Source organism: Polaribacter marinivivus (assembly GCF_042651285.1).
Lineage (GTDB): Bacteria > Bacteroidota > Bacteroidia > Flavobacteriales > Flavobacteriaceae > Polaribacter > Polaribacter marinivivus.
In genome coordinates this window covers 751,319-775,794 of the sequence record NZ_JBHSCY010000002.1, presented here as the reverse complement: position 1 = coordinate 775,794, position 24,476 = coordinate 751,319, and the positions used below count along the sequence as shown (strand labels likewise).

Sequence of the window (24,476 nt, the reverse complement as noted above, 5' to 3'; positions counted from 1 at the left end):
TTTTAAAATATTAATGTAAAATGAATAATTCATTAATCCAAAAATATAATATTCCTGGGCCTAGATATACCAGTTATCCAACAGTTCCTTTTTGGGATGATACAACTTTCTCTAAACAAAAATGGATAGAGAGTTTTAAAAAATCATTTAAAGAAAGTAATGAAAAAGAAGGGATAAGCTTATATATACATTTACCATTTTGTGAAAGTCTGTGTACATTTTGTGCTTGTCATAAGCATATTACAAAAAGACATGAAATAGAAGAAGACTATATAAAATCTGTTTTAAAAGAATGGCAATTGTATGTTGATTTGTTAGATGAACAACCAATTATTAAAGAATTGCATTTAGGAGGAGGAACACCTACTTTTTTTTCTAAAGAAAATTTGAGAATTTTAATTAGTGGTTTACTTAAAAATGCACAAAAACATTTAGAAGCAGAATTTAGTTTTGAAGGGCATCCAAACAACACAACAAAAGAACAATTACAAACTTTATTTGATTGTGGTTTTCGAAGAGTAAGTTTTGGAGTACAGGATTATAATTTAAAAGTACAAGAAGCTATTCATAGAATTCAACCTTTCGAAGCTGTTGAAAAAGTAACAAAATGGTCGAGAGAAATAGGTTACACTTCTGTAAGTCATGATTTAATTTTTGGTTTGCCTCATCAAACCAAAGAAAATGTAATATATACAATTAATAAGACCAAAGAATTACAACCAGATCGAATTTCTTTTTATAGTTACGCTCATGTTCCTTGGATAAAAGGAGTAGGACAAAGAGGGTTTAATGAAAAGGATCTACCAAAAGATGAAGAGAAAAGAGAATTATACGAAATTGGTAAACAATTGTTTGCAGAATTAGGGTATGAAGAAATTGGTATGGATCATTTTGCTTTACAGTCAGATACATTATATAAAGCAACAATAGATAAAACCTTGCATAGAAATTTTATGGGATATACATCTAATAAAACACAATTAATGATTGGCTTGGGTATGTCTGCAATTTCTGATTCTTGGTATGGTTTTGCACAAAACGTAAAAACGGTAAAAGAGTATCAAAGTATAGTTAATTCTGGAGAAATTCCTGTTTTTAGAGGTCATATTTTAACAAATGAAGATCAAATTATAAGAACCCATATATTAAATATGATGTGTAATTTTTCTACATCTTGGAAAGAAAATGATTTAAAAATTGAAAATTTAGATTTTCATTTAAATCAATTAAAAGAATTAGAAAAAGATGGTTTAGTAATTATTAAGAAAAATGGAATTAAAATTCCAAATAGTTCTAGACCATTTGTAAGAAATATTTGTATGGCTTTTGATAAAAAATTACATCAAAAGAAAATTGAAAAACAACTTTTCTCAATGACTATTTAAAAAAAAATGAGCTATTTTTTTGGAAATCAATTTTTTTTATCTACATTAGTTTTTCATTTAATTCCCCCAAAAGATGAATCTACAACAAATAAAAAGACTTAGACTTACAAAAGTAAATGTAAAATTTTTCGATGTTTTCTTTAAAATGCTAATACTTACCTTAAGTTTAGTATTTACTTTAGAGTATTTACTTGGCTAATTATTTACAAAAATTTGTAAGCTAATTATAAAGCTCCATTTTAAAAAATGGAACTTTATTTTTCTTAAAAAAATCTTAAAAACATGACAATTGTCATATTTTAAGATTTCCTTCAATACTATTTTTGGTTTATCAATTATCAGGCAAGATATGAGCGTAATATACCTACTTCTAACACTAAGTATTTTAGTGGCAATAGTTTTCTTTATTGCATTTATTTATTCAGTAAAAAAAGGTCAGTATGATGATGCTTACACACCCTCTGTGCGTATGTTGTTTGATGATGAACTAGTTAAGAAAAAATAAAAAATCAACTAAAAAATTAATTATTAAATTATGGAGATGCAACAGTTTTATTACGATAATAAAATCGTTAAAAAGTTTATCTATGCTACTTTACTTTGGGGTATAGTAGGCTTTACAGTAGGTCTTCTACTGGCGTTTATGTTTTTATTCCCAAATATTACAGATGGTATTTCGTGGTTAAGTTTTGGTCGTTTAAGACCATTACACACAAATGCTGTAATTTTTGCTTTTGTTGGGAATGCAATATTTGCAGGAGTTTATTACTCTTTGCAAAGGTTATTAAAAGCTAGAATGGCTAGCGATTTTTTAAGTAATTTTAATTTTTGGGGGTGGCAATTAATTATTGTTGCTGCTGCAATTACGCTTCCTTTAGGTATTACAACATCAAAAGAATATGCTGAATTAGAATGGCCAATTGATATTGCTATAGCATTAGTTTGGGTTGCTTTTGGTGTAAATATGATTTGGACAATTTTAAAGAGAAGACAGCGTCATTTATATGTTGCTATTTGGTTTTATTTAGGAACATTTGTAACAGTTGCTGTACTTCATATTTTTAATAGTTTAGAATTACCAGTAAGCTTCTTAAAAAGTTACTCTGTTTATGCAGGTGTTCAAGATGCACTTGTACAATGGTGGTATGGTCATAATGCAGTTGCATTTTTCTTAACGACTCCTTTTTTAGGTTTAATGTATTATTTTGTTCCAAAAGCAGCTAACAGACCTGTATATTCATATCGATTATCAATTGTACACTTTTGGTCTTTGATTTTTATTTACATCTGGGCTGGTCCTCATCACTTATTATATACAGCATTACCAAATTGGGCTCAAAATTTAGGAGTTGCTTTTTCTGTAATGTTAATTGCTCCTTCTTGGGGTGGTATGATTAACGGTTTATTAACTTTAAGAGGAGCATGGGATAAAGTAAGAACAGATCCTACTTTAAAATTTATGGTAGTAGCTATTACAGGTTATGGTATGGCTACTTTTGAAGGGCCAATGTTATCTTTAAAAAATGTGAATGCAATTGCACATTTTAGTGATTGGATTATAGCACACGTTCATGTTGGTGCATTAGCATGGAATGGTTTCTTCACATTTGGTATGTTATATTGGTTAATACCAAGAATGTTTAAGACTACATTATATTCTAAAGCTTTAGCAAATTTCCACTTTTGGATAGGTACTTTAGGTATTATTTTATATGCTTTACCTATGTATGTTGCTGGATTTGTTCAAGCTTCTATGTGGAAACAATTTAATCCTGATGGATCTTTAACTTATGGTAACTTTTTAGAAACTGTAAACGAAATTATTCCAATGTATTGGATGCGTGCAATTGGTGGAACAATGTTCATTATTGGTGCAATAGTAATGTTATATAATGTTGTAAAAACGGTTAAACAAGGTAGTGGAGTAGAAGATGAGTTAGCAGAAGCAGCACCATTAACAAAAGTTTCTAAATATAGAACTAAAGGAGAAGGATATCATACATGGTTAGAAAGAAAACCAGTAAGATTAACACTATATGCTACAGTAGCAATATTAATTGGAGGTATTGTACAAATTATACCAACGTTATTAGTAGAATCTAACATACCAACTATTAGTAGTGTAAAACCATATACACCTTTAGAATTAGAGGGTAGAGATTTATACATTAGAGAAGGTTGTGTTGGTTGTCACTCACAAATGATAAGACCTTTTAGAAGTGAAGTAGAACGTTATGGAGAATATTCTAAAGCAGGAGAATTTGTATATGACCATCCATTTTTATGGGGAAGTAAACGTACAGGCCCTGACTTACATAGGGTTGGTCAAAAGTATAATGATAGTTGGCACTTAAACCATATGTATGATCCTCAAAGTACATCTCCAGGTTCTATAATGCCTTCTTATAAATGGTTAATTAGAAACAAATTAGATAAGTCTGCAACAGAAGATAAAATGAAAGCAATGGTTACCCTTGGTGTACCTTACTCTGAAGAAGAGATTGCTAATGCACAAGCTTTAATGGATGCTCAAGGTGCACAAATTCAAGAGAATTTATATCAAGATCCAGATTTTGCTAAAAGTTATGAAGCAGATAAAAAATATGCTCAAGAAAATGGAGAAGAATTTATAGAAATGAAAGACAGAGAAATTGTTGCAATAATAGCTTACATACAAAGGTTAGGAACAGATATAAAAGTTAAAGAAGAACAAATTTCTAAAAAATAAGATTATGCTAAAATTTGTAAAAAACCATATGGAAAGTATTACTGGAATCGAAATTTATCCATTAATATCCTTAATCATTTTCTTCACTTTTTTCGTCATCTTATTTTGGTGGGTGTTTACTGCAAAAAAAGAGTATATCAATAAAGTGAGTAATATTCCTTTAGATTAAAAATAAAATCAATTAAAAAATGAAAAAATATATTCAATCAACAGGTTATGTGCTATTTGTATTAATTACATTTTTTGCACTTGCAAAATCGTTTATGAGTTATCAAAATCCTTTTGATATCTATGAAAACCCATTGGTTTGGTTAGCTTTAATTGGTTTTATTCTAGTAGTTGTTCTAAAAGAAGTTGTTAATCAAATGGCAATTTCTAGAGCAAGAGAATTACAAAATGAAAAAGACGGAGTTGTACCAGAAGCACCAAATGCTTGGTTAAAAAAATTACTAAAATCTTGGACCAAAGCAAAAGATATAGAAGAAGAACAAGAAATTATTTTAGACCATAATTATGATGGTATTAAAGAGTTAGATAATTCACTTCCACCTTGGTGGGTATATATGTTCTACATTACTATTGTTTTTGCTGTAGTTTATTTAATTCGTTTTGAAATTATGGGAGGAGATACTCCTGAAATGGAATACGAAAAAGCAGTTGCTCAAGCAAGAATGGAAGTAAACAAGTATAAAGCAAATTCACCAGATGTATTTAATATAGATGACCTAAAACTACTTACAGATGCTAGCGATTTAAAAAGAGGTAAAGCTGTATTTAATTTAAACTGCGCATCTTGTCATTTAGCTGATGGAGGAGGATCTATTGGACCAAATCTTACAGATGAATATTGGATTTTAGGTGGTGGAATTAAAAATGTATTTAATACCGTTTATAATGGAGGAAGAAATGGTAAAGGTATGATTGCATGGAATAAAACATTAAAAGCAGAAGATATTGCTAAAGTTTCTAGCTATGTAATATCATTACAAGGTACTACACCAGCAAAAGCTAAAGCTCCACAAGGAGAAAAGTGGGAAGAAGAATAAATAGTTAGTTATTTTTATTAATTAGAGAATGGAAGCACCCAAGAATGAACAGTTTAGAGATAGTATTAGTACTATTAATAAAGAAGGAAAACGTTCTTGGGTTTTTCCTAAAAAACCTAGTGGAAAATTTTACAAATACAGAAGTTATGTAAGTTATTTTCTATTAGCTTTTCTACTTTTAGCTCCTTTTATAAAAATTAATGGAAATCAATTTTTATTATTTAATGTTTTAGAAAGACGCTTTAATATTTTTAGTTTTCCTTTTTGGCCACAAGATTTTCATTTGCTAGTTATCTCAATGATTACAGGTGTTGTTTTTGTAATTTTATTTACGGTTGTTTTTGGTCGTTTATTTTGTGGTTGGATTTGTCCTCAAACTATTTTTATGGAAATGGTTTTTAGAAAAATAGAGTATTGGATAGATGGAGATAGAGGAAAACAAATACGTTTAAACAAACAACCATGGAATGCTGAAAAGATTAAAAAGAGAGTATTAAAATGGTTTATCTTTTTTGTAATTTCTTTTATAATTGCTAATGTATTTTTAGCGTATTTAATTGGTGGAGATACTGTTATAAGTTACATTACTGGTAATCCTTTAGATAATGTAAGAACATTAATCTCATTAATAATTTTTACCAGTGTTTTCTATTTTGTATTTGCTTGGTTTAGAGAGCAAGTATGTATAATTGCTTGTCCTTATGGTCGTTTACAAGGTGTTTTATTAGACAACAAAACTATTAATGTAGCTTATGATTATAAAAGAGGAGAAAGAGATTTAGGTAGATCTAAATTTAAGAAGAATGAAGATAGAGCAGCACTTGGTAAAGGTGACTGTATAGATTGCAAACAATGTGTTGTTGTTTGTCCAACAAGTATAGATATTAGAAATGGTACTCAATTAGAGTGTGTAAACTGTACTGCTTGTATAGACGAATGTGATCATATAATGGAGAGTATTAATCTCCCAAAAGGATTAATCAGATATGCAAGTGAAGAAAATATAGCTGAAAAAAAACCATTCCATTTTAGTGCTAGAATGAAAGGTTATTCAGCAGTTCTGTTGATTTTAATCGGAATTTTAGTAGGTATGTTGTTTTTAAGAAATAATGTAGAAGCTACAATTTTAAGATTGCCAGGTCAATTATATCAACACAAAGAAAATAATATTATTAGTAACGTTTATACTTTTAAAGTTATAAATAAAACAACAAAAGATATAGATAACGTAAGCTATAAAATCTTATCTCATAAAGGTGAAATAAAGCTAGTCTCTAATCATAATTTTAAAGTTCCAAAACAAGGTTTAGCAGAGGGCACTTTATTTATTGAAATAAATGCTTCAGTTTTAAAAGATGATAATATTGATATAGAAATAGGTGTATTTAGTGGAGATAAATTAATAGAAACAACAACAACAAATTTCTTGGGACCAAGAAGTTATAGATAAATTAAGTATATGAAATTTAATTGGGGAACAGGAATAGTAGTTACTATAATAGCATTTATAGCTTTTATAATGTACTTTGTAATTACAATGAGTACAGATAATACTTATAGTCATGATTTAGTTACAGATAAATATTATCAAGAAGAATTAAATTATCAACAAGAGATCGATGCAGAAAAAAATGCAAACAGATTAAAAGAAAAAGTAACAATAGAAAAAAACAGCAAGGGCTTAAAAATAGAGTTTCCTAAAAGTTTTACCCCTAGAAATATTGAAGGAAAAGTGTTCCTATACAGACCATCTAATAAACAATTAGATTTTGAAATTCCTATTTCAATTTCTAAATCATATTTGCTCGTGCCTGAACAACGTTTAGTAGATGGTCGCTGGAACATGAAAATATTTTGGAAACATAAAAATACTAATTATTTAATCAAAAAAGAATTGGTTTATTAATGTTATTATCTGCACTTATATTTGGTTTATTAGGTAGTTTTCACTGTATTGGTATGTGTGGTCCAATAGCGTTTATGTTACCTGTAGATAGAGAAAAACCAATTAAAAGATTTTTACAAATTGCTAGTTATCATTTAGGCAGATTATTTACTTATAGTTTAATTGGTTTGCTTTTTGGTTTTTTAGGTAAAGGATTTTATTTCTTTGGTTTCCAGCAACAGCTTTCAATAATTGTAGGTTTATTAATGATATTAGTTATACTTTTTCCAAAAATTTTACAACGTTTATCTTTATCAAAAAAAATAAGTACTGTTATTTTAAAAATAAAAAATTCTTTGGGTAAAGAGTTAAGAAAAAAAGGGAATGATACTTTCTTTACCATTGGTTTTCTAAACGGATTTTTACCTTGTGGTTTAGTATATATGGCTATTTTTGGAGCTTTAACAACATCAAATGCTTTTACAGGTAGTTTGTATATGTTTTTGTTTGGTATAGGCACAATACCTTTAATGACAGCTTTTGTTTATTTAGGAAATTTCACAAAAGGTAATTTTAGAAAAAACATTCAAAAAGCAATACCAGTAATGGTTGTATTTATTGGTACATTATTTATTGTTAGAGGTTTAGGTTTAGGTATTCCTTTTTTATCACCCTCACCAGTTTTAGAAATTGCTGCAGAAACAGTTAAAAGCTGTCACTAAACTCAATAAAATAACTTATTTGTCTATAGATTTTTCTTTTTCATCTACACTTATCATCCATTTAACCCAATCAATTTAAAATTTCTATAATTAAATTTAATTTTATACCTTGTAATAGGTCTAAATTATGGAAAGAAAAAAATTAAATATTTTACTTATTGAAGATGATAGAATTGAAGTTATTAAACTACAAAGAGCAATTGCTTTAGAGTTTAAAGACTTTAAATTTTCTTTAGCTAAAAATGGTAGTGAAGCCTTAAATATTTTACAATCTGAGCAATATAACATCATTCTTTTAGATTTAAATATGCCTGATACTAATGGTTTAGAGTTTTTAACTATTTTAAAGAATAATGAAGATTTAAAACATATTCCAGTTATAGTTCTAACAACATCAGATAATGAAAAAGATATATATGAGTGCTATAAATTAGGTATTGCAGGTTATTTATTAAAACCTCTTAAATATGAAGATTATGAGTTAAAAATAAAAACCATAATGAAATACTGGAGTTTAAATGAGTTTATACCTTTATAAATATTGGATAATAACAAAGTAGACATATTAGATAGAGCTTTAAAAAGACAAAAAGAAGCTAGAAAAACTGCAGAACAAATTCTGGAACAAAGAAGTTTAGAACTTTTTAATACTTCAGAAGAATTAAAAAGAGTTAACAAACAATTAGAAGAAGTTTTAGATGAGAAAAACACCCAATTAAAGGGTGTTTTTGAGAATATAAACGATGCTTACCTAGTAATGAATTTAAATGGGGAAGTGTTAAAAATGAATGATATTGCAGAAAGATTTTTTGGCTACTCTATGGATGAATCACCCAATGTAGTAGATTTAATTTATAAAGAAGATTATCTATATGCTATGTCTTCTTTCCAAGAATTAATTGAAAAAGGAAAATTTTCTGGTTTTACAGCAAGAATTATAACCAAAGAAAAAAAGATTAAGTGGGTTAATATTAATGCAATAACCATATTAGATAAAAATAATCAACCCATTGCAGCACAGGGAGTAATAAGAGATATAACAGAAGAAAGAGAAAAACAAATAGTTTTAGATTTAATCAATAATATAGCACAGTCTATTTTAGGTAAAGAAGAGATTAATGAAATAGCATCAGAAATATCAAGTAAAATTGCAAAGTATTTAAATACTAATGATTGTATTATTTATTTATTAGATAATGATTCTAAAACATTAGAACAAATTGCTGCTTATGGACAAAAACAGCAAAAAGATAACTCTATTTTTAATCGAATAATATTGCCTATAGGTAAAGGTATAGTTGGTACAGTCGCAAAAATAGGAAAATCTGAGATTATACATGATACAAGTAAAGATGATAGATATATTTTAGATGATAAAATTAGATATTCAGAAATAACTGTACCCATAATTAATAATGGAGAAGTTATAGGAATTATAGACGCAGAGCACGAACAAAAAAACTATTTTAATGAAGATCAACTAGAAACAGTTGAAAACATTGCAAATTTGGTTGCTTTACAATTAAAAAGTGCATTAAACATTAGAGAACGTAAAAAGGTTGAAGATAAAAACAAAGAGCTTTTAGAAAAGTTAACTATAAGTAACGAAGAATTAAAAGAATACGCTCATATAGTTTCTCATGATTTAAAATCACCTTTAAGAAGTATAGCAGCATTAAGTACTTGGATTAAGATGGACAATTTAGATTGTTTTGATAAAAATAGTCTTGAATATTTTGATGATCTAGAAATGACATTAGAAAAAATGGAAGGATTAATATCTGATGTACTTAAGTTTTCTAAAGTAGAATCTAAAGACCAAGAAGAAGAAGTAGACTTAGATTTTTTAGTGAGAGATCTTATAAAAATGTTATATGTGCCAGATAATATAACAGTAAAAATTTTAAGTAAATTACCTAGTGTTATAGGAGATAAGACAAAACTCCAGCAAATATTCCAAAACTTAATTAGTAATGCAGTAAAGTTTAATAATAAAGAAAATGGAATTATAACTATAGGGGTAGAAGATCAAAACTCTTTTTACAAGTTTACGATTACAGATAATGGAATTGGTATTGATAAAAAACACTTTGATAAAATATTTAAAATATTTCAATCTTTAAAAGAAGCAAAAGATTCTAGTGGAATAGGCTTATCTATAGTAAAGAAAATTGTGAATTTATATCAAGGTGAAATTTGGTTAGACTCAGAAATTAATAAAGGAACTACTTTTTATTTTACACTAAAAAAATGATAACAGAACAACCAAATTTTACAGTAATCGACAAAATGTCTGGAGGTAGCTCTGATGTTAGAGTTTTAATTTTAGAAGTAATTAAAGAAGAGTTTCCTGAAGAGCAAAACGAGTATTTTTATCAATTAGAACAAAAAAACTACAAAAAACTACAAGAAATTGTTCATAAAATTAAGCATAAAATAAGTACACTTGGCTTAGAAAAAAGTTATGTTATAGCAAACAATTACGAAAAAAACTTAAGAAAAGAAAGTTTAGAATTGGCAACTGACTTTAAAGATATTCTAACAATTATAGAAAACTTTGTAAAAAAAATATCTTAGTTTTTTCTAAACACTGGTTTCTTTAAAAACAACCATTTAAATCGTAACCCAATTTCTGTAAACGTAAACCCAGCTGCTGTAGCAGATGCAATATTACTTTGTAAAGCATAAATATTTAGAAGGCTTCTTTCAGAAAATTTGTAACCTAACTTACCTTGAATTCTATAGGTACTTTGTTTAGCATCATCTTCTATAAATTGTAAACCAGTTGCAGCTGTAAGATCGTAAAACCAAGTTTTATTTTTTGCAATATTTTCATCCTTAATTAGATTTATAAATATTTCATAAGCATTAAATTTACTTGGACTAAAATATATGGTTGGTACTTGGTTTTTAAATGTAATGTATTGATAATTTACACCAGCTTTTAAACTAGGTTTTTCTAAAATGTTATAATATAAAGATGTAAATAAAAGATTTCTTGTATTAGAATCGTTCTGAGATGTATAATAATATTGAGTAAACCATCCTAAATTAAAGTTTGTACTTAAATTATAATTTAAGATAAAGTTATTTTGTACAATTTCTCTATCTATTAACTCTGCATTAAAATTCTGAATTTCTCTCTTATAACCAATTTCTAAATTCTGAAGTTTAAAAGGCTTTATTTCAAAAGCCACATCTGCCAATAATTGAGTAAAATCATTTGAATTTGCATTAGAGGAAGTAACACCTAAATTACTTTTAAAAACAACATTATTAAACAATTGATAAGAAAAACCAACCAATACATTATTTGATGTAGCTTCTAAATTGGTAACAGGGTTCTTAGTAAACCTATGATTATATGAAGCTAAAACTTTAAATTTTGTACTAAAAGAATATTCACCATTTAATTGGTACATATAAGCATCATTATTTCCATTATCGAAAGAATATGATGTTTTTGCTTCTACAAAAGGTGTAAACGATTCATCTAACTTATTTATGAATTGTGTTGCATCTTTTTGATTATCGTAAAAAGATAGAGTATTCTCTGCACCTAAATACGCTTTATTATAATAACCTAATGCTTTTAGAGCATTTGCTTTACCTAAGTTTCCATCAAAAGAAGCACTGTCTTTTTTCAAGATTAAATTATAATCTTCTATACTTTTATCAAAGTTACTTTTATAAATATTTAAAGTAGCTCTTAAACTTAACATCCAGTTTTCTGGTTCGTTATTACTTTTAAAGAGATTATTTATTTCTTTATCTGCTTCTTTAAATTTTTTATTCCAAATTAAAGCTTGAATATATCTTTCTATTGTTTGATTTTTTATATCCTTTGAAGCGTTACTAGGTAAACTATTAACAGAGGTTTTACTAGTATTTAAAGCTAATTTATTTTTACTCTTTAAATGCTGTACCAAAGCTAAACCATTTAAAGAAATATTTTTGTTTTCGTTATTGCTACCTAGCTTAATGTAAGTTTCTTCAGCCTTACTGTATTGATTTGAGATTAAGTATAGATTTGCTAGATTTAAAAGTGTTTCTTTGTCATCTTTAAAATTTGTAAAGTTTTCTCTTAAAATAGCTTCAGCTTTACTGTATTCTTGCTTATTTAAATATTCATTGGCTAAACCTAATCTCATATATTTTTTTGAGACTAAAGCATTTGGGTTATTAGGTGATACTTCTAATGCTTTATCTACATAAACTAAAGCTTTATTATATTTTTTTAAGTTTGATAATGTATTTGCATAACCAAGAAGTGCTGAAAAACTTTTATCATTTTCTTTTATTAGTTTTTCATAATAATTTTCTGCAACATCAAACTTCTTATCCCATAATAATGATTCTGCATAATTAAGTTTAACCTCAAAATCATTTGGAAAATCATTTAATAGATTAATAAATAAGTTTAAAGCTTTTGTTGAGTTACCATTTAATCCAACAGCTCTACCATAACATAATCTTGCTGTTTTATTTTTTGGATAGTTTTTTAAAACATCTTTAAAAAACACTTCTGCTTCCTTATATTTTCCAGTTTCTAGGTAAGTAAATCCTTCTTTCATATCTTGAGACAAACCATTTAAAGACATTAAAAAGCATGAAATAAGAAAAAATTTTTTTAAAGACATTTTATTAATTTTAAGTTAATGCAAGTTAAGCATTAGGTTTTAATCATTAATCCTTAGAAAAACGTTTTTAATCGATATTTATGGATTATCAATAGTATATCTAGAGATATTTGTTCGTGTAAATTATAAAACTTTTGATTATGCCATTAAAAATAGAACAAAAAAATGGGGTTTACTTTTTAGAAGGAAAAATAAATTCTACTACTTTACCATTTATTAAAGAGATTGTAAAAGAAGATTTAAATCAACATAAAACAATTGAGATAAATATTGAAAAAATTAGTATTATTGATGAAAATGGTGTTAGTTTTTTGCATAATTTAATTGAAAATGGGATAAGGAAAGATAATTTTATTTTATCTGGTTATGGTTGTAAAGAGATTTACCAACATTATCTTTCTAATCAAATAGCTTAAAAAAATAACTATGAATGCAATAACTACTTTAATAAAAAAATACATTAAGCCAGAACAAATTTTTATGCTTAGTGTTCTAGTTGTAAATGGTGGTAACTATTTATACAATTTATTATTAGGTAGAATTTTAGGACCAGAGAAGTTTGCAGATGCAGCTATTCTTGTTACTTTTCTTTTAGTTCTATCTTTTATTGCGATGACTTTTCAATTAGTAACAGCAAAGTTCTCAGTTTTGTTTGAGGGTAAAGTTTTTAAAAATTTTATCTCTTTAGTGTATAAGAATGCATTATGGTTTAGTGTATTAATGTCATTTCTTATAGTTTTTTTTTCTAAAGAGCTACAATCTTTTTTTAATACTTCTTCATCAACCATGTTTGTCATATTTGGTTTGGGCATACCTTTCTATTTTTTTATGAGTGTAAACAGAGGTGTTTTTCAAGGTAAGAAAGAGTTGTCATCATTATCCTTTACTTATCAAACAGAAATGATAAGTAGATTAATCATAACATTTGCAATATTATATCTTTTAGATTTAGACTCTTCTGTTATTATTGCAATTGGTATTTTTTGTTCTTTTATATTTGGTCTTTTTCCTTTTAAATTTAAGTTGTTTTCATTTTCTAGAAAAAACAAATTAGATATAGATCATAAAAAATTAATAAGAAACTTTTTTATTATTACTGCCTTTTATGAGTTAACTCAAATAATTATTAATAATAGTGATATACTGCTAGTTAAGCACTTCTTTGATTCATATGATGCTGGCTTATATGCTTCTTTAGCTTTAATAGGTAGAATTGTATATTTTATTGCTTGGATGTTTGTTATGCTATTATTACCAGAAGTAGTACAGTTAAAAAAAGATGGAAAACCAACTTTACCTATTTTATTAAAATATGTAATTTATATAGCAACTATATCTGGATTAATAATTTTGTCTTGTTATTTTTTTCCTGAACAAATAATAACTTTATTATTTGGTGGTAGCTATGTTTCTATGGCGCCTTTATTATGGAAATATGCATTGGCAACTGGCATATTTGCCATCTCAAACATATTTGCATATTACTACTTATCTTTAGATAAATACGTGCCAGTAGTACTTTCTGGTATCTTTGGATTATTACAAGTAGTGCTAATCATATTTTTTCATAACTCATTATTAGAAGTTGTTCAACTACAAATATTAGCAATGGTATTGCTGCTTGTTGTACAATTAACTTTTTTCTTTATTTCTAATAAAAAAGAAATTAAATATCTATAGAAAAAATCCATTTAACTAAACTTAAATGCTGTTTATCGTAGATTTTAATTTTTTAGAATCCTTTAAAAGATATTTGTACAAGAATTAAATGTTTAAATTTTTTAAATTATGAAATTAGCAATTGTAACAGCTTATCCACCAAGTAAAGTAACATTAAATGAGTATGCTTATCACTTAGTTAAAAGTTTTAGAAAGCAGCATGATGTTAAAGAACTTATCTTATTAACAGATAAAACATCTGGAGATAAAGATTTAAACTTTGAAGAAGATGGTTGTAAAATAACCGTTAAAGAATGCTGGGATTTTAATAGTTATAAAAACATCTACACTGTTACAAAAGCCATTAATAATGTAAAACCAGATGCTGTTTTATTTAACTTACAGTTTATGAAGTTTGGTGATAAAAAAATACCTGCTGCTCTTGGTTTATGTTTACCCCTAATTTGTAAAATAAAAAATATTCCTACTACAGTTTTATTGCATAATATTTTAGAACAAGTAGACTTAAAAAGTGCAGGATTTACCTCTAGTAAAGTACTACAAACAATTTATAATTTTATTGGTACTACATTAACCAAATTAATTTTAAAAGCAGATTTAGTAGCAGTTACAATGGATAAGTATGTAACTACTTTAGAGGAAAAATATAAGTGTACAAATGTAAAAATGATTCCTCATGGTACTTTTGAAATCCCTAAAAAACCTTCACATCAATTACCTGAAGGCCCTCTTAAAGTTATGACTTTTGGTAAGTTTGGTACGTACAAAAAAGTAGAAGGAATGATAGAAGCAGTAGAAATCGTTAGAAAAAAAACGAGTTTACCTTTAGAAGTTGTTGTAGCTGGTACAGATAACCCAAATGTACCTGGATACTTAGAAGCTGTTCAAAAAAAATACAAGCATATAGAAAACTTAACATTTACTGGATATGTAGAAGAGTGTGATGTAGAAAGAATTTTTAATGAAAGTGGAGTAGTAGTTTTCCCTTATACTTCTACAACAGGTAGTTCAGGTGTTTTACATCAAGCAGGAAGTTATGGTAAAGCTGTAATTATGCCAAACTTAGGAGATCTTGCAACATTAATAGAAGATGAAGGTTATAGAGGTGAATTTTTTGAACCAGAAAGTGTAGAAAGCTTAGCTACTGCTATTGAAAATGTGGTAACCAATGAAAAGTATAGAATTGAATTAGGTAATGCAAATTACAAAGCAGCTACAGCTTTTCCTATGGAAAGAATTACTCAAATTTATTTAGAAGAATTTAAAAATATTATTAATACAAAAAAATTAAATTCTAAATCAGTTTCAAAACCTTCTATTGTTTAGAAATGTATTTAAAAGATGGTTTTAAATTACCCTTGGTATCAATAAAACCAAATCTCTTTTGAGGATTTGTTCTCCAAGGTAAACTACCTACAACCTCTTTAGGAACTTTGTCAAAATCATATAAAGTCCATGACATAAAAGAAATATTTTTTTCTGTCAGGACTTTTTGCATTTTCTTATGATAGGCTTCTTGCTTTTCTTCAGAACTTGCAAATGGTCTCCAAAACCCTGAATATGAAGAAAGACCATATTCACCTAATACTAACTTTTTATTAGGAATTTCTTTTTTTAATTGATTAAATTTTTCTTCAAATAAATCAACATCTTCATAGTAATGAAATGATATAAAATCGATTGCATCTTTTAATATTGAAGCACTTTCTATATTAGACCAACCAATTGTAATTGGATGTTTTTTATCTATAGATTTAATAATTAAGCTCATATGTTCTAACCAAGCTATAACATTTTGCTTACCTCTAGAGTTAAAATCTAAATCTGGTTCGTTTTTAATGTCCCAAGCTAAAATGGCATTATGGTCTTTTAAATTGGTAACAATAGCTTCTGCATGTCTATGATTTAAGGTCCAATCTAATACATTATAGTTTCCATAAAAATCAAAGAGAGTAACAACAGCTTTTAAATTATTTTCTTCAGCAATATCTAAAAGAGTTTTTAATTTATTAATTTTCTCTTGGTCTACATTGGCTTTTCCAAAATCTACATAGGGTATAAAAATTCTTATTGTATTAATATTAGCATTATTTAATAATTTAAAATCTTTATCTAATACATCTTTATCAAAATTATCACCAAAAGTATCCCAAGGAGTTTTTTGTGGATAGTAATTAATGCCTCTTATTTCAAAAGTATCAATACTTACATTAGTATAATTCTTAATTAAGTCTTCTTCATTTTCTTTTATTTTATGTCTTATTCTCCAAAAACCATCTTCCAAAAGAAGCATCATTTTGTAACTGGCTTTCGATGTATAATCATACAAAAACTTATCATTTTCATAAATGCTTGAGTACTCTATAACCTCTTTATCTTCTAAGACGATTAACTGGCCATCTTCGCTAAAAAATAATATATCTGGGTTATGATTTATAGTAGTAGAAGCAATAGAAATATTATTTTTCTTATTCTCGTCTATAAAATCGTAAATTTTTTTTCTTGCATTTTTAGTGTAATAATCTTCTATACCAGCTGTTGTATTTGTTTTATTAGATACATGATTTACATACCATGCATCTAAATAATCATTCTCTATATTTTTTAGAGTTTCATCATCTACAAATCTTCCTTCATTACCATTTTCTGCCCAAGCAATTTTTGGTAAATATTGGTCTATTTTTTTTACTTCAAGATGTAGCATTTTACTTCTATCTGCGCCAGTGTTTAGGTAAGTGTATAAAGAACTTACAAGAAATAATAATATAGAAATAACAATGATGTAAAAAAACATAGCTATAACTCTAATAAAATACTTGTTATTTTTTACCATAGTTTTATTTTTTGTAATTCTTTTGTAATTCCTGCGCTTTTAATTCTAATATCATAGATACCATCAGGATATATATTTTTATCTATTTTAAAAGACACAAAACCTTTTCTAGAAGTTTTTAGAGTTTTATAAATTTCTTTTCCTTCTTTTAATAGAGTTAATGAAACTTCTAAACCATCAGGAATCATTTGATTTTGGAAGCTTTTAATTGGACCAACTGTTATGGTTCTGTTATGATCTAAAAGCTCATAATTATAATCTAAAACAGCTTTATTAAAAGTTAGATTTAGAGTGTTGTTACTTTCAGCAATTCCTTGAATATATGAACTTATTTGCCAATTCTCTTCTTTATCTGGATGAATTATTTTAGCTGTTGCAACTCCATTTATTGTTGTGCCAGAAGTTTTTAAAATTTTATTATTCTTATTTTGTACGATAAAATAAACATAAGTTCCATCACTTATAATATTTTGGTGATTATCTCTAATTGTTGAAGTATAAAATGATGTGATTTGATTGCCATCTGCATAATTATGATTTTGCGAATAAAAAATATCATAATTAACAGCATTGTCAGGCATTATAGCTGCATCAAATTCTGTTGAATTAAGTTGATGAGACTCAGAAGAAATAATCATTCTTCCACTTTTTAATGGAGAAAAAATGTTCTTATATGCGATAATGTTATTTGTTTTTTCTTCAGAAATAGACTCATTCTCTAAAAATTGTGTTTTAATATTTACAGGAGTTTTTTCTTTTAAAGGATTGTCAAATTTATCTGTTGGTATTGTAACTAGCATTGTAAAATCTTTACCACCAGCAATAATACTAGGAGGGCCTAAATAAGTTTCAATTGTTTTGGGTTTTTCTTTTGGAAGTACTTTTATAGAGCCAGAAAGTTGATTACTTTTTGAAATGATTTTCCAAAATAAGTTTCCTCTAACTTTTGATATATATTCTGGTATGATGAAATTTATTGTATTTTCTTTTTGTGAAGCATTTAATATTCTAGTTCCGTAACTATTTTTTACAATCAATTTAATTTGTTCTTTACTTGTGTTTTTAAAACTTAATTGAATAGCAGAACCAGAAATAAACTCCTTTTTTTGAGTTAATAATTTTATTTCATTAGTTTTTTGAGCAGTTAAGATATTAACCACAAAACAAAATACTAGTATGCTATTTAATCTTTTCAAAACCATTAATTAGGATTTCCAATATAAGAGTTCATTTCAATTTTTAAGAATTTAAAATCATCCATATCAACTTTTTGAAAGTTGTAATAGTTATGATTTAAATTTCTTTCAGGTAACATTTTATCTGAAATGCTACTATTTGGTAATCCGTTTACAAAACAATTCTTCATATCAGAGCTTATAATTTTTATATTTTGATGCTTATTAATATTAAAATTAAAGTTTCTTTTTCTCTGTTGTCTTATTCCATCCTTAACAAAAATATGATCTACCCAAACAATTTCTTTATCATCATTGTAATAAGAAACTAAAACTTGAGGAACTGTAATTTCTTGAATACCAGAATTAAATAAAGTACCAGTTACATTTTCATTTTGTATTTCTAAATCACTTAAAACAATATTTTTAAATAAGTCAGAATTAGATACATTTCCTGCAGCTTGTAGGTTAAATTTTGTAGGTTGCTCACTAAATTCTACAGGAGTAAATTCATCTGGATTGAAAGTTTTAGGAATAGAGTCTTTTGTTTTAGACCAAGCTATACCTTCAAAATTAATTTTAAAAGAACTAACTTCTTTTGGTAAAAGCTTATGTTTCATGTGGTATTTCGCATTATAACTAGCTAATTCTTTATTATTATCATTATACAAAGTTCCTTTTAAAACAACATCAGAAGGCACATTGTCTATATTTTGAATTTCTCCAATAATTGCGTAACTATTATTAACCTTTACTAATTTAGCACTTATAATTTCTAAAACAGGTTGTTTTAATACATCTTCATGATAGGTTTGTTCTGTAGTAATTCTTCTTCTACCTTGATTAAAATAAGCTGTTTTGTTAATAGAATATAATTGATCTGGTGGTAAGTCTGTATCTAATGTATTCTTTTGTATGTACCACTTACTTTTGCGTTTCACAACAGATATAAGTGCTGTATTTTCAATTTTTTCTAGAGGAGTAATCCATTTGGTTTTTACCTCATAAATCACTTTTGCATTAGATTTTTCAATTGGTTTTAATTTAATAGCATCTAGTTTTGCATAAGAACTTAGTAAACCATCTGTTACAGAAACTTCTAACATATATTGAGAAAGTTTAATATTCTGCTCTGGGTCTATTAAGCTAAACCCTTTTTCAAATTCTTTAAAATCTATAGCGTCATAATAAGCTTTGATTACATTATTAGAAGATATTTGGTCATCATTTTTGATATAAAAAATATAACCTCCGTAAGAAAAAACGATCAGTAGTAAAAAAATCCACCAATGAGAAATGGTTAACATTAATTTTGGAAAGTTGTTATAGGTTACTTTGTAATTAAAGTAATCTGGCTTTTTTACTATTTTAGATTTTAATCCATTAATAAAAATAGATTGTACATTTAAAAGAAATGCGATAATTACCGTTAAAAAAGGAATTATACCCCACATAATTTTTTGCCAAGTAGCAATATTATCTTTAGGTAAAATAGAGGAGAGTGGAGGTACATTTAGTTTTTCCCAAACCATTACTCCATTTTCTAATGGTTTTAATCTTTGCCATCCACAGAAATATAAAATAGGATCGTAAAATTTATCATTAGAAAAAATGTATTTTAAATTGTATTTTTCTGGTACAGTTAAAAACTGTTGTAGAGATCCTATACCAGCAACGCCTTTAAATTTTGAGTTTTCTAACCTTTCTATAGGTCTAGTAGTTAGTTCTGGTAGTCTTCTTGCAGAATGATAATTACCATCTACAGTTAGTGCTTTTGTTTGCGCAGACAACCAAGCCATTTGATCTCCAAAACCAAGCGTTAAAAATCTCCATTTAAAATGTTGATCTTGGTTTAAGAAATTAACAATAGGCAACATTTTTATTTTCTGTGGTTGTGAAGGCCTAAAATGACCTAGACTCATCGTAAAAATCGCCATAAATAAAAAGATAGCAACTAAAAAACCTCCTGCTAGTCTATGGTATACAGCACCAAATTTACGCTGAATTAAACTTTTTATATCACCTTCTACAAAACGATATGCAAATTCACCAAATAAAGGTAAAGCCATTATTGAAGCCCATAATGTAAACCTGTCTAATGTTAAAATATTAAATGCGTTATCACCTAAAATCATTCTAGGGATTGGTGTTGTACCACCTGTTCCTAAAATAACTAACATTGTAAATGATAGACCAAAAAATAAATAGCGTTTAGAATAGTATCTATAAAAGAAATAAGGAAGTAGTATTAATAAAACTCCCCAAGGAATTAAAAAAAACACTAAACCAGAAGATGTAATTTCTAAAAAATTATCTCTAGAACCATGTGGAATAGGTACTTGTGTTATTGGGTTGTTTTTAGAATTAACCCAATAAGGTAATATGCAAAAGACAATTAAAAATAAAGATGAAAAACCAAAAATGAGATTTCTTTTTAATTGTCTAAAAAATACTTTTAAAAATAAACCAAACTTAATTTTCTTGTAAGATTGTACTTCATCATAACAAATATCTAAAATGACCATTCCAATTAATGGAAATATAAAAAATAACATTCCAAATATTGGTGTCACATGGTGTGAAGTAACTGTAACAGATATTAATGATAGAGAAGTGAGGAAGTATCTTATTTTACCAGTTTTTAGCCATTGATAAATTTCTGGTAACGCATGCATTAATACAGAAACTCCTATGATACTAGGTAATTGCCCAAAAATATGAAGTGTTTCTAGAAATGAAGATGAAAAAACAGCTAGTAGAGCTGCATAACCTGCTACTTTTCTATTAGAAGTCATTAAAAACGAAAATCTAAAAACACCAGTTATAAATAGAGTTATGCTAATTAAGGCAACTGTAAAAAGCCCAAATTTTAGACCACCTATTAAAGAAAGCGCAGCAATTGCTTGGTGCACTAAAGGAGGATAACTAGTTACTGTAAAACCTGTATACCATTTATAATTCCAAGGTTCAAACCAACTTGTAGAATAATGTTCTGCAAAAAATAGATGAATTAAAGCATCATAAGTACTTTCTAGGGTAAAAAAAATAGTTGTCCCATGAAATACTAAAGCTAATATTACAGCAGATATTAAATATTTATTAGTGCTTTCTTTCATTTATATTATCAATATGTAAATATAAAATTTTTAAAGCGTCATTATAATTTTATTTAACAACAGTAAACTGCATTTCGTCTAATTAAACATTTATTTTGGTCTTTCTTTAAAATTTTGAAAAGCATATTAGAATAAATTTGTGGTGTAATTAAGAACAATTTAAAATCTTACATCATGAAAATCTTAGCAATTGACGACCAAAAATTAGTTTTAATTCCATTAGAGAATAGATTAAAAGCTTTAGGTTACGAAGTTTTAACAGCTACAACTGCAGTTGCAGGTATTAGAGAGTTTGAATTAAGTAAACCAGATTTAGTTATTGTTGATATTAATATGCCAGGAACTTCTGGTATAGAAGTAGTAAAATATATTAGAAATATAAGATTATCTGAAACACCTATTATGATATTATCTGGTAATACAGATGATGAAATTATTAATGAGGCTTTTGAGTTAGGGGTAGATGATTACATGAAAAAACCTTTAAGCTTAAGTGAAGTATGTTCAAGAACAAAAAGATTAATTGGTGTTCCTAATCAAGAAAACGCTAATACTAAATTTAAAGATGTAGTAATACAACAAAGATGTGTTGGAGTTGTAATACCTTGTTATAACGAAGAAACAAGATTATTAAGTAGTGAGTTTTTAAAATTTATAGACAAACATTCTGGTTACCATTTATGTTTTGTAAATGATGGAAGTAAAGACAATACATTACAAGTTTTAAAAGACATACAAAAAGGTAGAGAAGATTTTATTACAGTATATGATTGTGAAAAAAACGGAGGTAAAGCAGAAGCTGTAAGACAAGGTATGTTGCATATGGCAAAAAAAGAAGATCTAGATTATATAGGTTTCTTAGATGCAGATTTATCTACTGATTTAGCTGATTTTGATGATTTAGTTTCTACAATTGAAAACTCTGATTATAAGATTGTTAGTGGTTCAAGAATTAGTAGAATGGGGGCAGATATCACTAAAGAATCTGCAAGAAAAATAATTAGTATGTCTATAAATTATATCATCAGAAAAATACTTTCTATGGATTTTAAAGACACACAATGTGGTGCTAAAATTTTCCATAAAGATGTAATTGAAGTATCATTTAGAGATAAGTTTGTAACACAATGGATTTTTGATGTTGAGATATTTAAAAGAATTACAAATCATTTTGGATTGGAAAAAGCGAAACAAATGCTTTGTGAAAAGCCATTAAAAAGATGGATTCATGCTGATGGTTCTAAATTATCTATGAAAGATTCTTTTAAAATTATATTTCAATTAGGTCAAATTGCTTGGACATATAGAAGCAAAAAAAAAATATCTAAGAAAATTGAGATAGAGGGTTCTTTAGAGAACAAAGTTATATTAAGTTAAAAATTATATATGTATTTGGGGGTTATTATAGTTTTTTCAGAAGTTACAACAGATTTAGATTTACTAAAAATTAAAAATTTTATTAAAAAAACTAATTGTAAAGTTTGTCTTGTTAATAATGGGACTAATAAAGAAGTTCAATTAGAAATTAATGAGTTAGAACATTTATACAACAATGTTCTAACTTTAAATATTAAAAAAAGTAAGAATATAAACACAGTAGTTAAACTGGGTACTAGATTATTAAACAGTATTTTCGACTTTAGTCTTATTGTTTTTTTAGATTCTACTGATGCAAATAAGCTAGATCAGTTATTCGAAAAATTGACAAACATAAAAACTGATAAAGAAAAATATACCCCTATTTCTACTAGAAGTAAAAGAGAAATATTTAGTCAAGTATTTTCGATTAAAGAATTATATAGTAAAATAATTTAGTTATTTACCAATACAAAAGTTGCTAAAGATATGCCCTAGTATATCTTTATCTACATCATAGTCTCCTGTTATTGTGCCTAAATGACGCAAACACTCTCTTATATCAATAGAGAATAAGTCTGTAGAAATTTCTAAATCTATACCTTCTTTAACAGATTGTATGGCTAGAAGAGCATTATTTAAAGCTTCAAAATGACGAGAATTGGTAACAATTGTTTCATTATTACTTAATGCACCAATATTTACTAGAGAAATTAATTCGTTTTTTAAATCTTCTATTCCTGTTTTATTTTTTGCAGAAAGAAGAATTAAATTGTCTATTTCAGATTCTAGAGCATTTCTATCATTATTAGAAATTAAATCTATTTTATTAGCAATCACTAATAACCTTTTATTTGGAAATCGTTTTTTTATTAGATCTATTTCTTGCTTTCTTTGAGATTTTTTCTCAGTTCTAGCATCTATTAAGAAAATTATTAATTGAGCATTTTCTGCTTTTTCATAAGCTTTTTTAATACCAATATTTTCTACAACATCTTCAGTTTCTCTTATACCTGCTGTATCTATAAATCTAAATATAACTCCGTTTATACTTATTTCATCTTCTATGGCATCTCTTGTGGTACCAGCTATATCAGATACAATTGCTTTTTCTTCATTTAGCAAGGCGTTTAATAAAGTTGATTTACCAACATTTGGTTCACCAATAATAGCAACAGGTATTCCATTTTTCATGGCATTTCCAAAAGCAAAAGAATCTATTAACCTTTTTAGCACATATGTTATTTTAGCAACTAGTTCTTTAAATTGAGTTCTATCTGCAAACTCAACATCTTCTCCAGAAAAATCTAGTTCTAACTCAATTAATGCAGCAAAATCTAATAACTTACTTCTTAGTTCTTTTAATTCGTTTGTAATTCCACCTCGCATTTGCTGAATAGCCATTTGATGACTAGCAGCAGAATTAGAAGCAATAACATCTGCAACAGCTTCAGCTTGAGATAAATCCATTTTACCATTTAAAAATGCACGCATAGTAAATTCACCATTATCAGCCATTCTACATCCATTTTTAAGAAATAATTGAATAATTTCTTGTTGAATGTAGGCAGAACCATGACATGAAATTTCTACTACATTTTCTCCTGTATAAGAATTAGGATTTTTAAAAACAGAAACCAAAACTTCATCTAAAACATCTTTATCATTAATAATATGGCCTAAATGAATTGTATGAGATTTTTGATTTTGTAATGTTTTTCCTTTTTTAATTGATTTAAAGAAAGTATCTACAATTGTAATTGCATTTTCACCTGAAAGACGAATAACAGCAATTGCACCTATACCAGAAGGTGTTGCTAATGCTATTATAGTATCGTTTTTTATCATATTGCAAAAATACATAAAGATTTATCAGAAAATAAAAAAGCTTAATACTTTACGTATTAAGC

The 24,476-nt window shown here is 26.9% G+C and carries 21 protein-coding genes; 16 read left to right on the top strand and 5 right to left on the bottom strand.

Annotated elements, in window-relative coordinates; translation table 11 throughout:
- Nucleotides 1-20: 20 nt before the first annotated feature.
- From hemN to ACFOWD_RS11595, 11 genes are all read left to right on the top strand, one after another.
- Nucleotides 21-1,385 carry an oxygen-independent coproporphyrinogen III oxidase gene (gene hemN, locus ACFOWD_RS11645; RefSeq protein ID WP_377410738.1) on the top strand — a complete coding sequence of 455 codons (1,365 nt, stop codon included), beginning with the start codon at nucleotides 21-23 and terminating at the stop codon, nucleotides 1,383-1,385.
- A gap of 349 nt (nucleotides 1,386-1,734) precedes the next feature.
- Complete coding sequence (gene ccoS, locus ACFOWD_RS11640; protein ID WP_298994757.1) at nucleotides 1,735-1,890, top strand: cbb3-type cytochrome oxidase assembly protein CcoS; 156 nt, start codon at nucleotides 1,735-1,737, stop codon at nucleotides 1,888-1,890.
- Nucleotides 1,891-1,920: 30 nt separating this feature from the next.
- The gene (gene ccoN / locus ACFOWD_RS11635) at nucleotides 1,921-4,113 is read left to right on the top strand and encodes a cytochrome-c oxidase, cbb3-type subunit I (RefSeq protein ID WP_298994760.1); all 2,193 of its coding nucleotides are present in this window, start codon (nucleotides 1,921-1,923) and stop codon (nucleotides 4,111-4,113) included.
- 4 nt (nucleotides 4,114-4,117) lie between these two features.
- A complete protein-coding gene (locus ACFOWD_RS11630) occupies nucleotides 4,118-4,282 on the top strand; it encodes a CcoQ/FixQ family Cbb3-type cytochrome c oxidase assembly chaperone (protein ID WP_298994763.1) in 165 nt (54 codons plus the stop codon).
- A 19-nt stretch (nucleotides 4,283-4,301) separates the two neighbouring features.
- A complete protein-coding gene (locus tag ACFOWD_RS11625; protein ID WP_377410735.1) occupies nucleotides 4,302-5,159 on the top strand; it encodes a cbb3-type cytochrome c oxidase N-terminal domain-containing protein in 858 nt (285 codons plus the stop codon).
- Nucleotides 5,160-5,187: 28 nt separating this feature from the next.
- Nucleotides 5,188-6,609, top strand: coding sequence for a cytochrome c oxidase accessory protein CcoG (ccoG, locus tag ACFOWD_RS11620; protein ID WP_377410733.1), 1,422 nt, complete (start codon nucleotides 5,188-5,190; stop codon nucleotides 6,607-6,609).
- 9 nt (nucleotides 6,610-6,618) lie between these two features.
- The gene (locus tag ACFOWD_RS11615; protein WP_377410731.1) at nucleotides 6,619-7,065 is read left to right on the top strand and encodes a FixH family protein; all 447 of its coding nucleotides are present in this window, start codon (nucleotides 6,619-6,621) and stop codon (nucleotides 7,063-7,065) included.
- Nucleotides 7,065-7,766 carry a sulfite exporter TauE/SafE family protein gene (locus ACFOWD_RS11610; protein WP_377410729.1) on the top strand — a complete coding sequence of 234 codons (702 nt, stop codon included), beginning with the start codon at nucleotides 7,065-7,067 and terminating at the stop codon, nucleotides 7,764-7,766. The genes ACFOWD_RS11615 and ACFOWD_RS11610 overlap by 1 nt, the downstream gene beginning before the upstream one ends.
- Nucleotides 7,767-7,893: 127 nt before the next feature.
- A complete protein-coding gene (locus ACFOWD_RS11605; protein WP_298994779.1) occupies nucleotides 7,894-8,304 on the top strand; it encodes a response regulator in 411 nt (136 codons plus the stop codon).
- Between the two features lie 3 nt (nucleotides 8,305-8,307).
- On the top strand, nucleotides 8,308-10,020 hold the full coding sequence (locus ACFOWD_RS11600) for a PAS domain-containing sensor histidine kinase (RefSeq protein ID WP_377410727.1): 1,713 nt from the start codon (nucleotides 8,308-8,310) through the stop codon (nucleotides 10,018-10,020).
- Nucleotides 10,017-10,343, top strand: a complete 327-nt coding sequence (locus ACFOWD_RS11595; protein WP_377410725.1) for an Hpt domain-containing protein — start codon at nucleotides 10,017-10,019, stop codon at nucleotides 10,341-10,343. Before ACFOWD_RS11600 ends, ACFOWD_RS11595 begins: the two co-directional genes overlap by 4 nt.
- Here the strand turns inward: ACFOWD_RS11595 and ACFOWD_RS11590 are convergent.
- The gene (locus ACFOWD_RS11590; RefSeq protein WP_377410723.1) at nucleotides 10,340-12,406 is read right to left on the bottom strand and encodes a tetratricopeptide repeat protein; all 2,067 of its coding nucleotides are present in this window, start codon (nucleotides 12,404-12,406) and stop codon (nucleotides 10,340-10,342) included. The genes ACFOWD_RS11595 and ACFOWD_RS11590 overlap by 4 nt on opposite strands.
- A gap of 140 nt (nucleotides 12,407-12,546) precedes the next feature.
- Between ACFOWD_RS11590 and ACFOWD_RS11585 the strand changes: the two genes are divergently transcribed.
- From ACFOWD_RS11585 to ACFOWD_RS11575, 3 genes are all read left to right on the top strand, one after another.
- Nucleotides 12,547-12,822 carry a hypothetical protein gene (locus ACFOWD_RS11585; RefSeq protein ID WP_377410721.1) on the top strand — a complete coding sequence of 92 codons (276 nt, stop codon included), beginning with the start codon at nucleotides 12,547-12,549 and terminating at the stop codon, nucleotides 12,820-12,822.
- A gap of 10 nt (nucleotides 12,823-12,832) precedes the next feature.
- A complete protein-coding gene (locus tag ACFOWD_RS11580) occupies nucleotides 12,833-14,086 on the top strand; it encodes a sugar isomerase (RefSeq protein WP_377410719.1) in 1,254 nt (417 codons plus the stop codon).
- A 108-nt stretch (nucleotides 14,087-14,194) separates the two neighbouring features.
- Nucleotides 14,195-15,412, top strand: a complete 1,218-nt coding sequence (locus ACFOWD_RS11575; protein WP_377410718.1) for a glycosyltransferase — start codon at nucleotides 14,195-14,197, stop codon at nucleotides 15,410-15,412.
- Here the strand turns inward: ACFOWD_RS11575 and ACFOWD_RS11570 are convergent.
- Genes ACFOWD_RS11570 through ACFOWD_RS11560 form a run of 3 tightly spaced genes read right to left on the bottom strand, consistent with a single transcriptional unit; the run spans nucleotide 15,402 to nucleotide 21,210 of the window.
- On the bottom strand, nucleotides 15,402-16,919 hold the full coding sequence (locus ACFOWD_RS11570; RefSeq protein WP_377410716.1) for a glycoside hydrolase family 2 TIM barrel-domain containing protein: 1,518 nt from the start codon (nucleotides 16,917-16,919) through the stop codon (nucleotides 15,402-15,404). The genes ACFOWD_RS11575 and ACFOWD_RS11570 overlap by 11 nt on opposite strands.
- On the bottom strand, nucleotides 16,913-18,121 hold the full coding sequence (locus ACFOWD_RS11565) for a hypothetical protein (RefSeq protein WP_377410714.1): 1,209 nt from the start codon (nucleotides 18,119-18,121) through the stop codon (nucleotides 16,913-16,915). Before ACFOWD_RS11565 ends, ACFOWD_RS11570 begins: the two co-directional genes overlap by 7 nt.
- Nucleotides 18,121-21,210 carry a hypothetical protein gene (locus tag ACFOWD_RS11560; RefSeq protein ID WP_377410712.1) on the bottom strand — a complete coding sequence of 1,030 codons (3,090 nt, stop codon included), beginning with the start codon at nucleotides 21,208-21,210 and terminating at the stop codon, nucleotides 18,121-18,123. Before ACFOWD_RS11560 ends, ACFOWD_RS11565 begins: the two co-directional genes overlap by 1 nt.
- 174 nt (nucleotides 21,211-21,384) lie before the next feature.
- On the opposite strand from ACFOWD_RS11560, the gene ACFOWD_RS11555 reads away from it, so the two are divergent.
- Together ACFOWD_RS11555 and ACFOWD_RS11550 are read left to right on the top strand one after the other, a co-directional pair.
- A complete protein-coding gene (locus ACFOWD_RS11555; RefSeq protein WP_377410711.1) occupies nucleotides 21,385-22,587 on the top strand; it encodes a response regulator in 1,203 nt (400 codons plus the stop codon).
- Between the two features lie 15 nt (nucleotides 22,588-22,602).
- A complete protein-coding gene (locus tag ACFOWD_RS11550) occupies nucleotides 22,603-23,025 on the top strand; it encodes a hypothetical protein (RefSeq protein WP_298994794.1) in 423 nt (140 codons plus the stop codon).
- On the opposite strand, the gene mnmE is transcribed toward ACFOWD_RS11550, so the two are convergent.
- Nucleotides 23,026-24,414: a tRNA uridine-5-carboxymethylaminomethyl(34) synthesis GTPase MnmE gene (gene mnmE / locus ACFOWD_RS11545; RefSeq protein WP_377410709.1), complete on the bottom strand. Its 1,389-nt coding sequence runs from the start codon at nucleotides 24,412-24,414 to the stop codon at nucleotides 23,026-23,028. It abuts the gene before it with no gap.
- Nucleotides 24,415-24,476 lie beyond the last annotated feature (62 nt).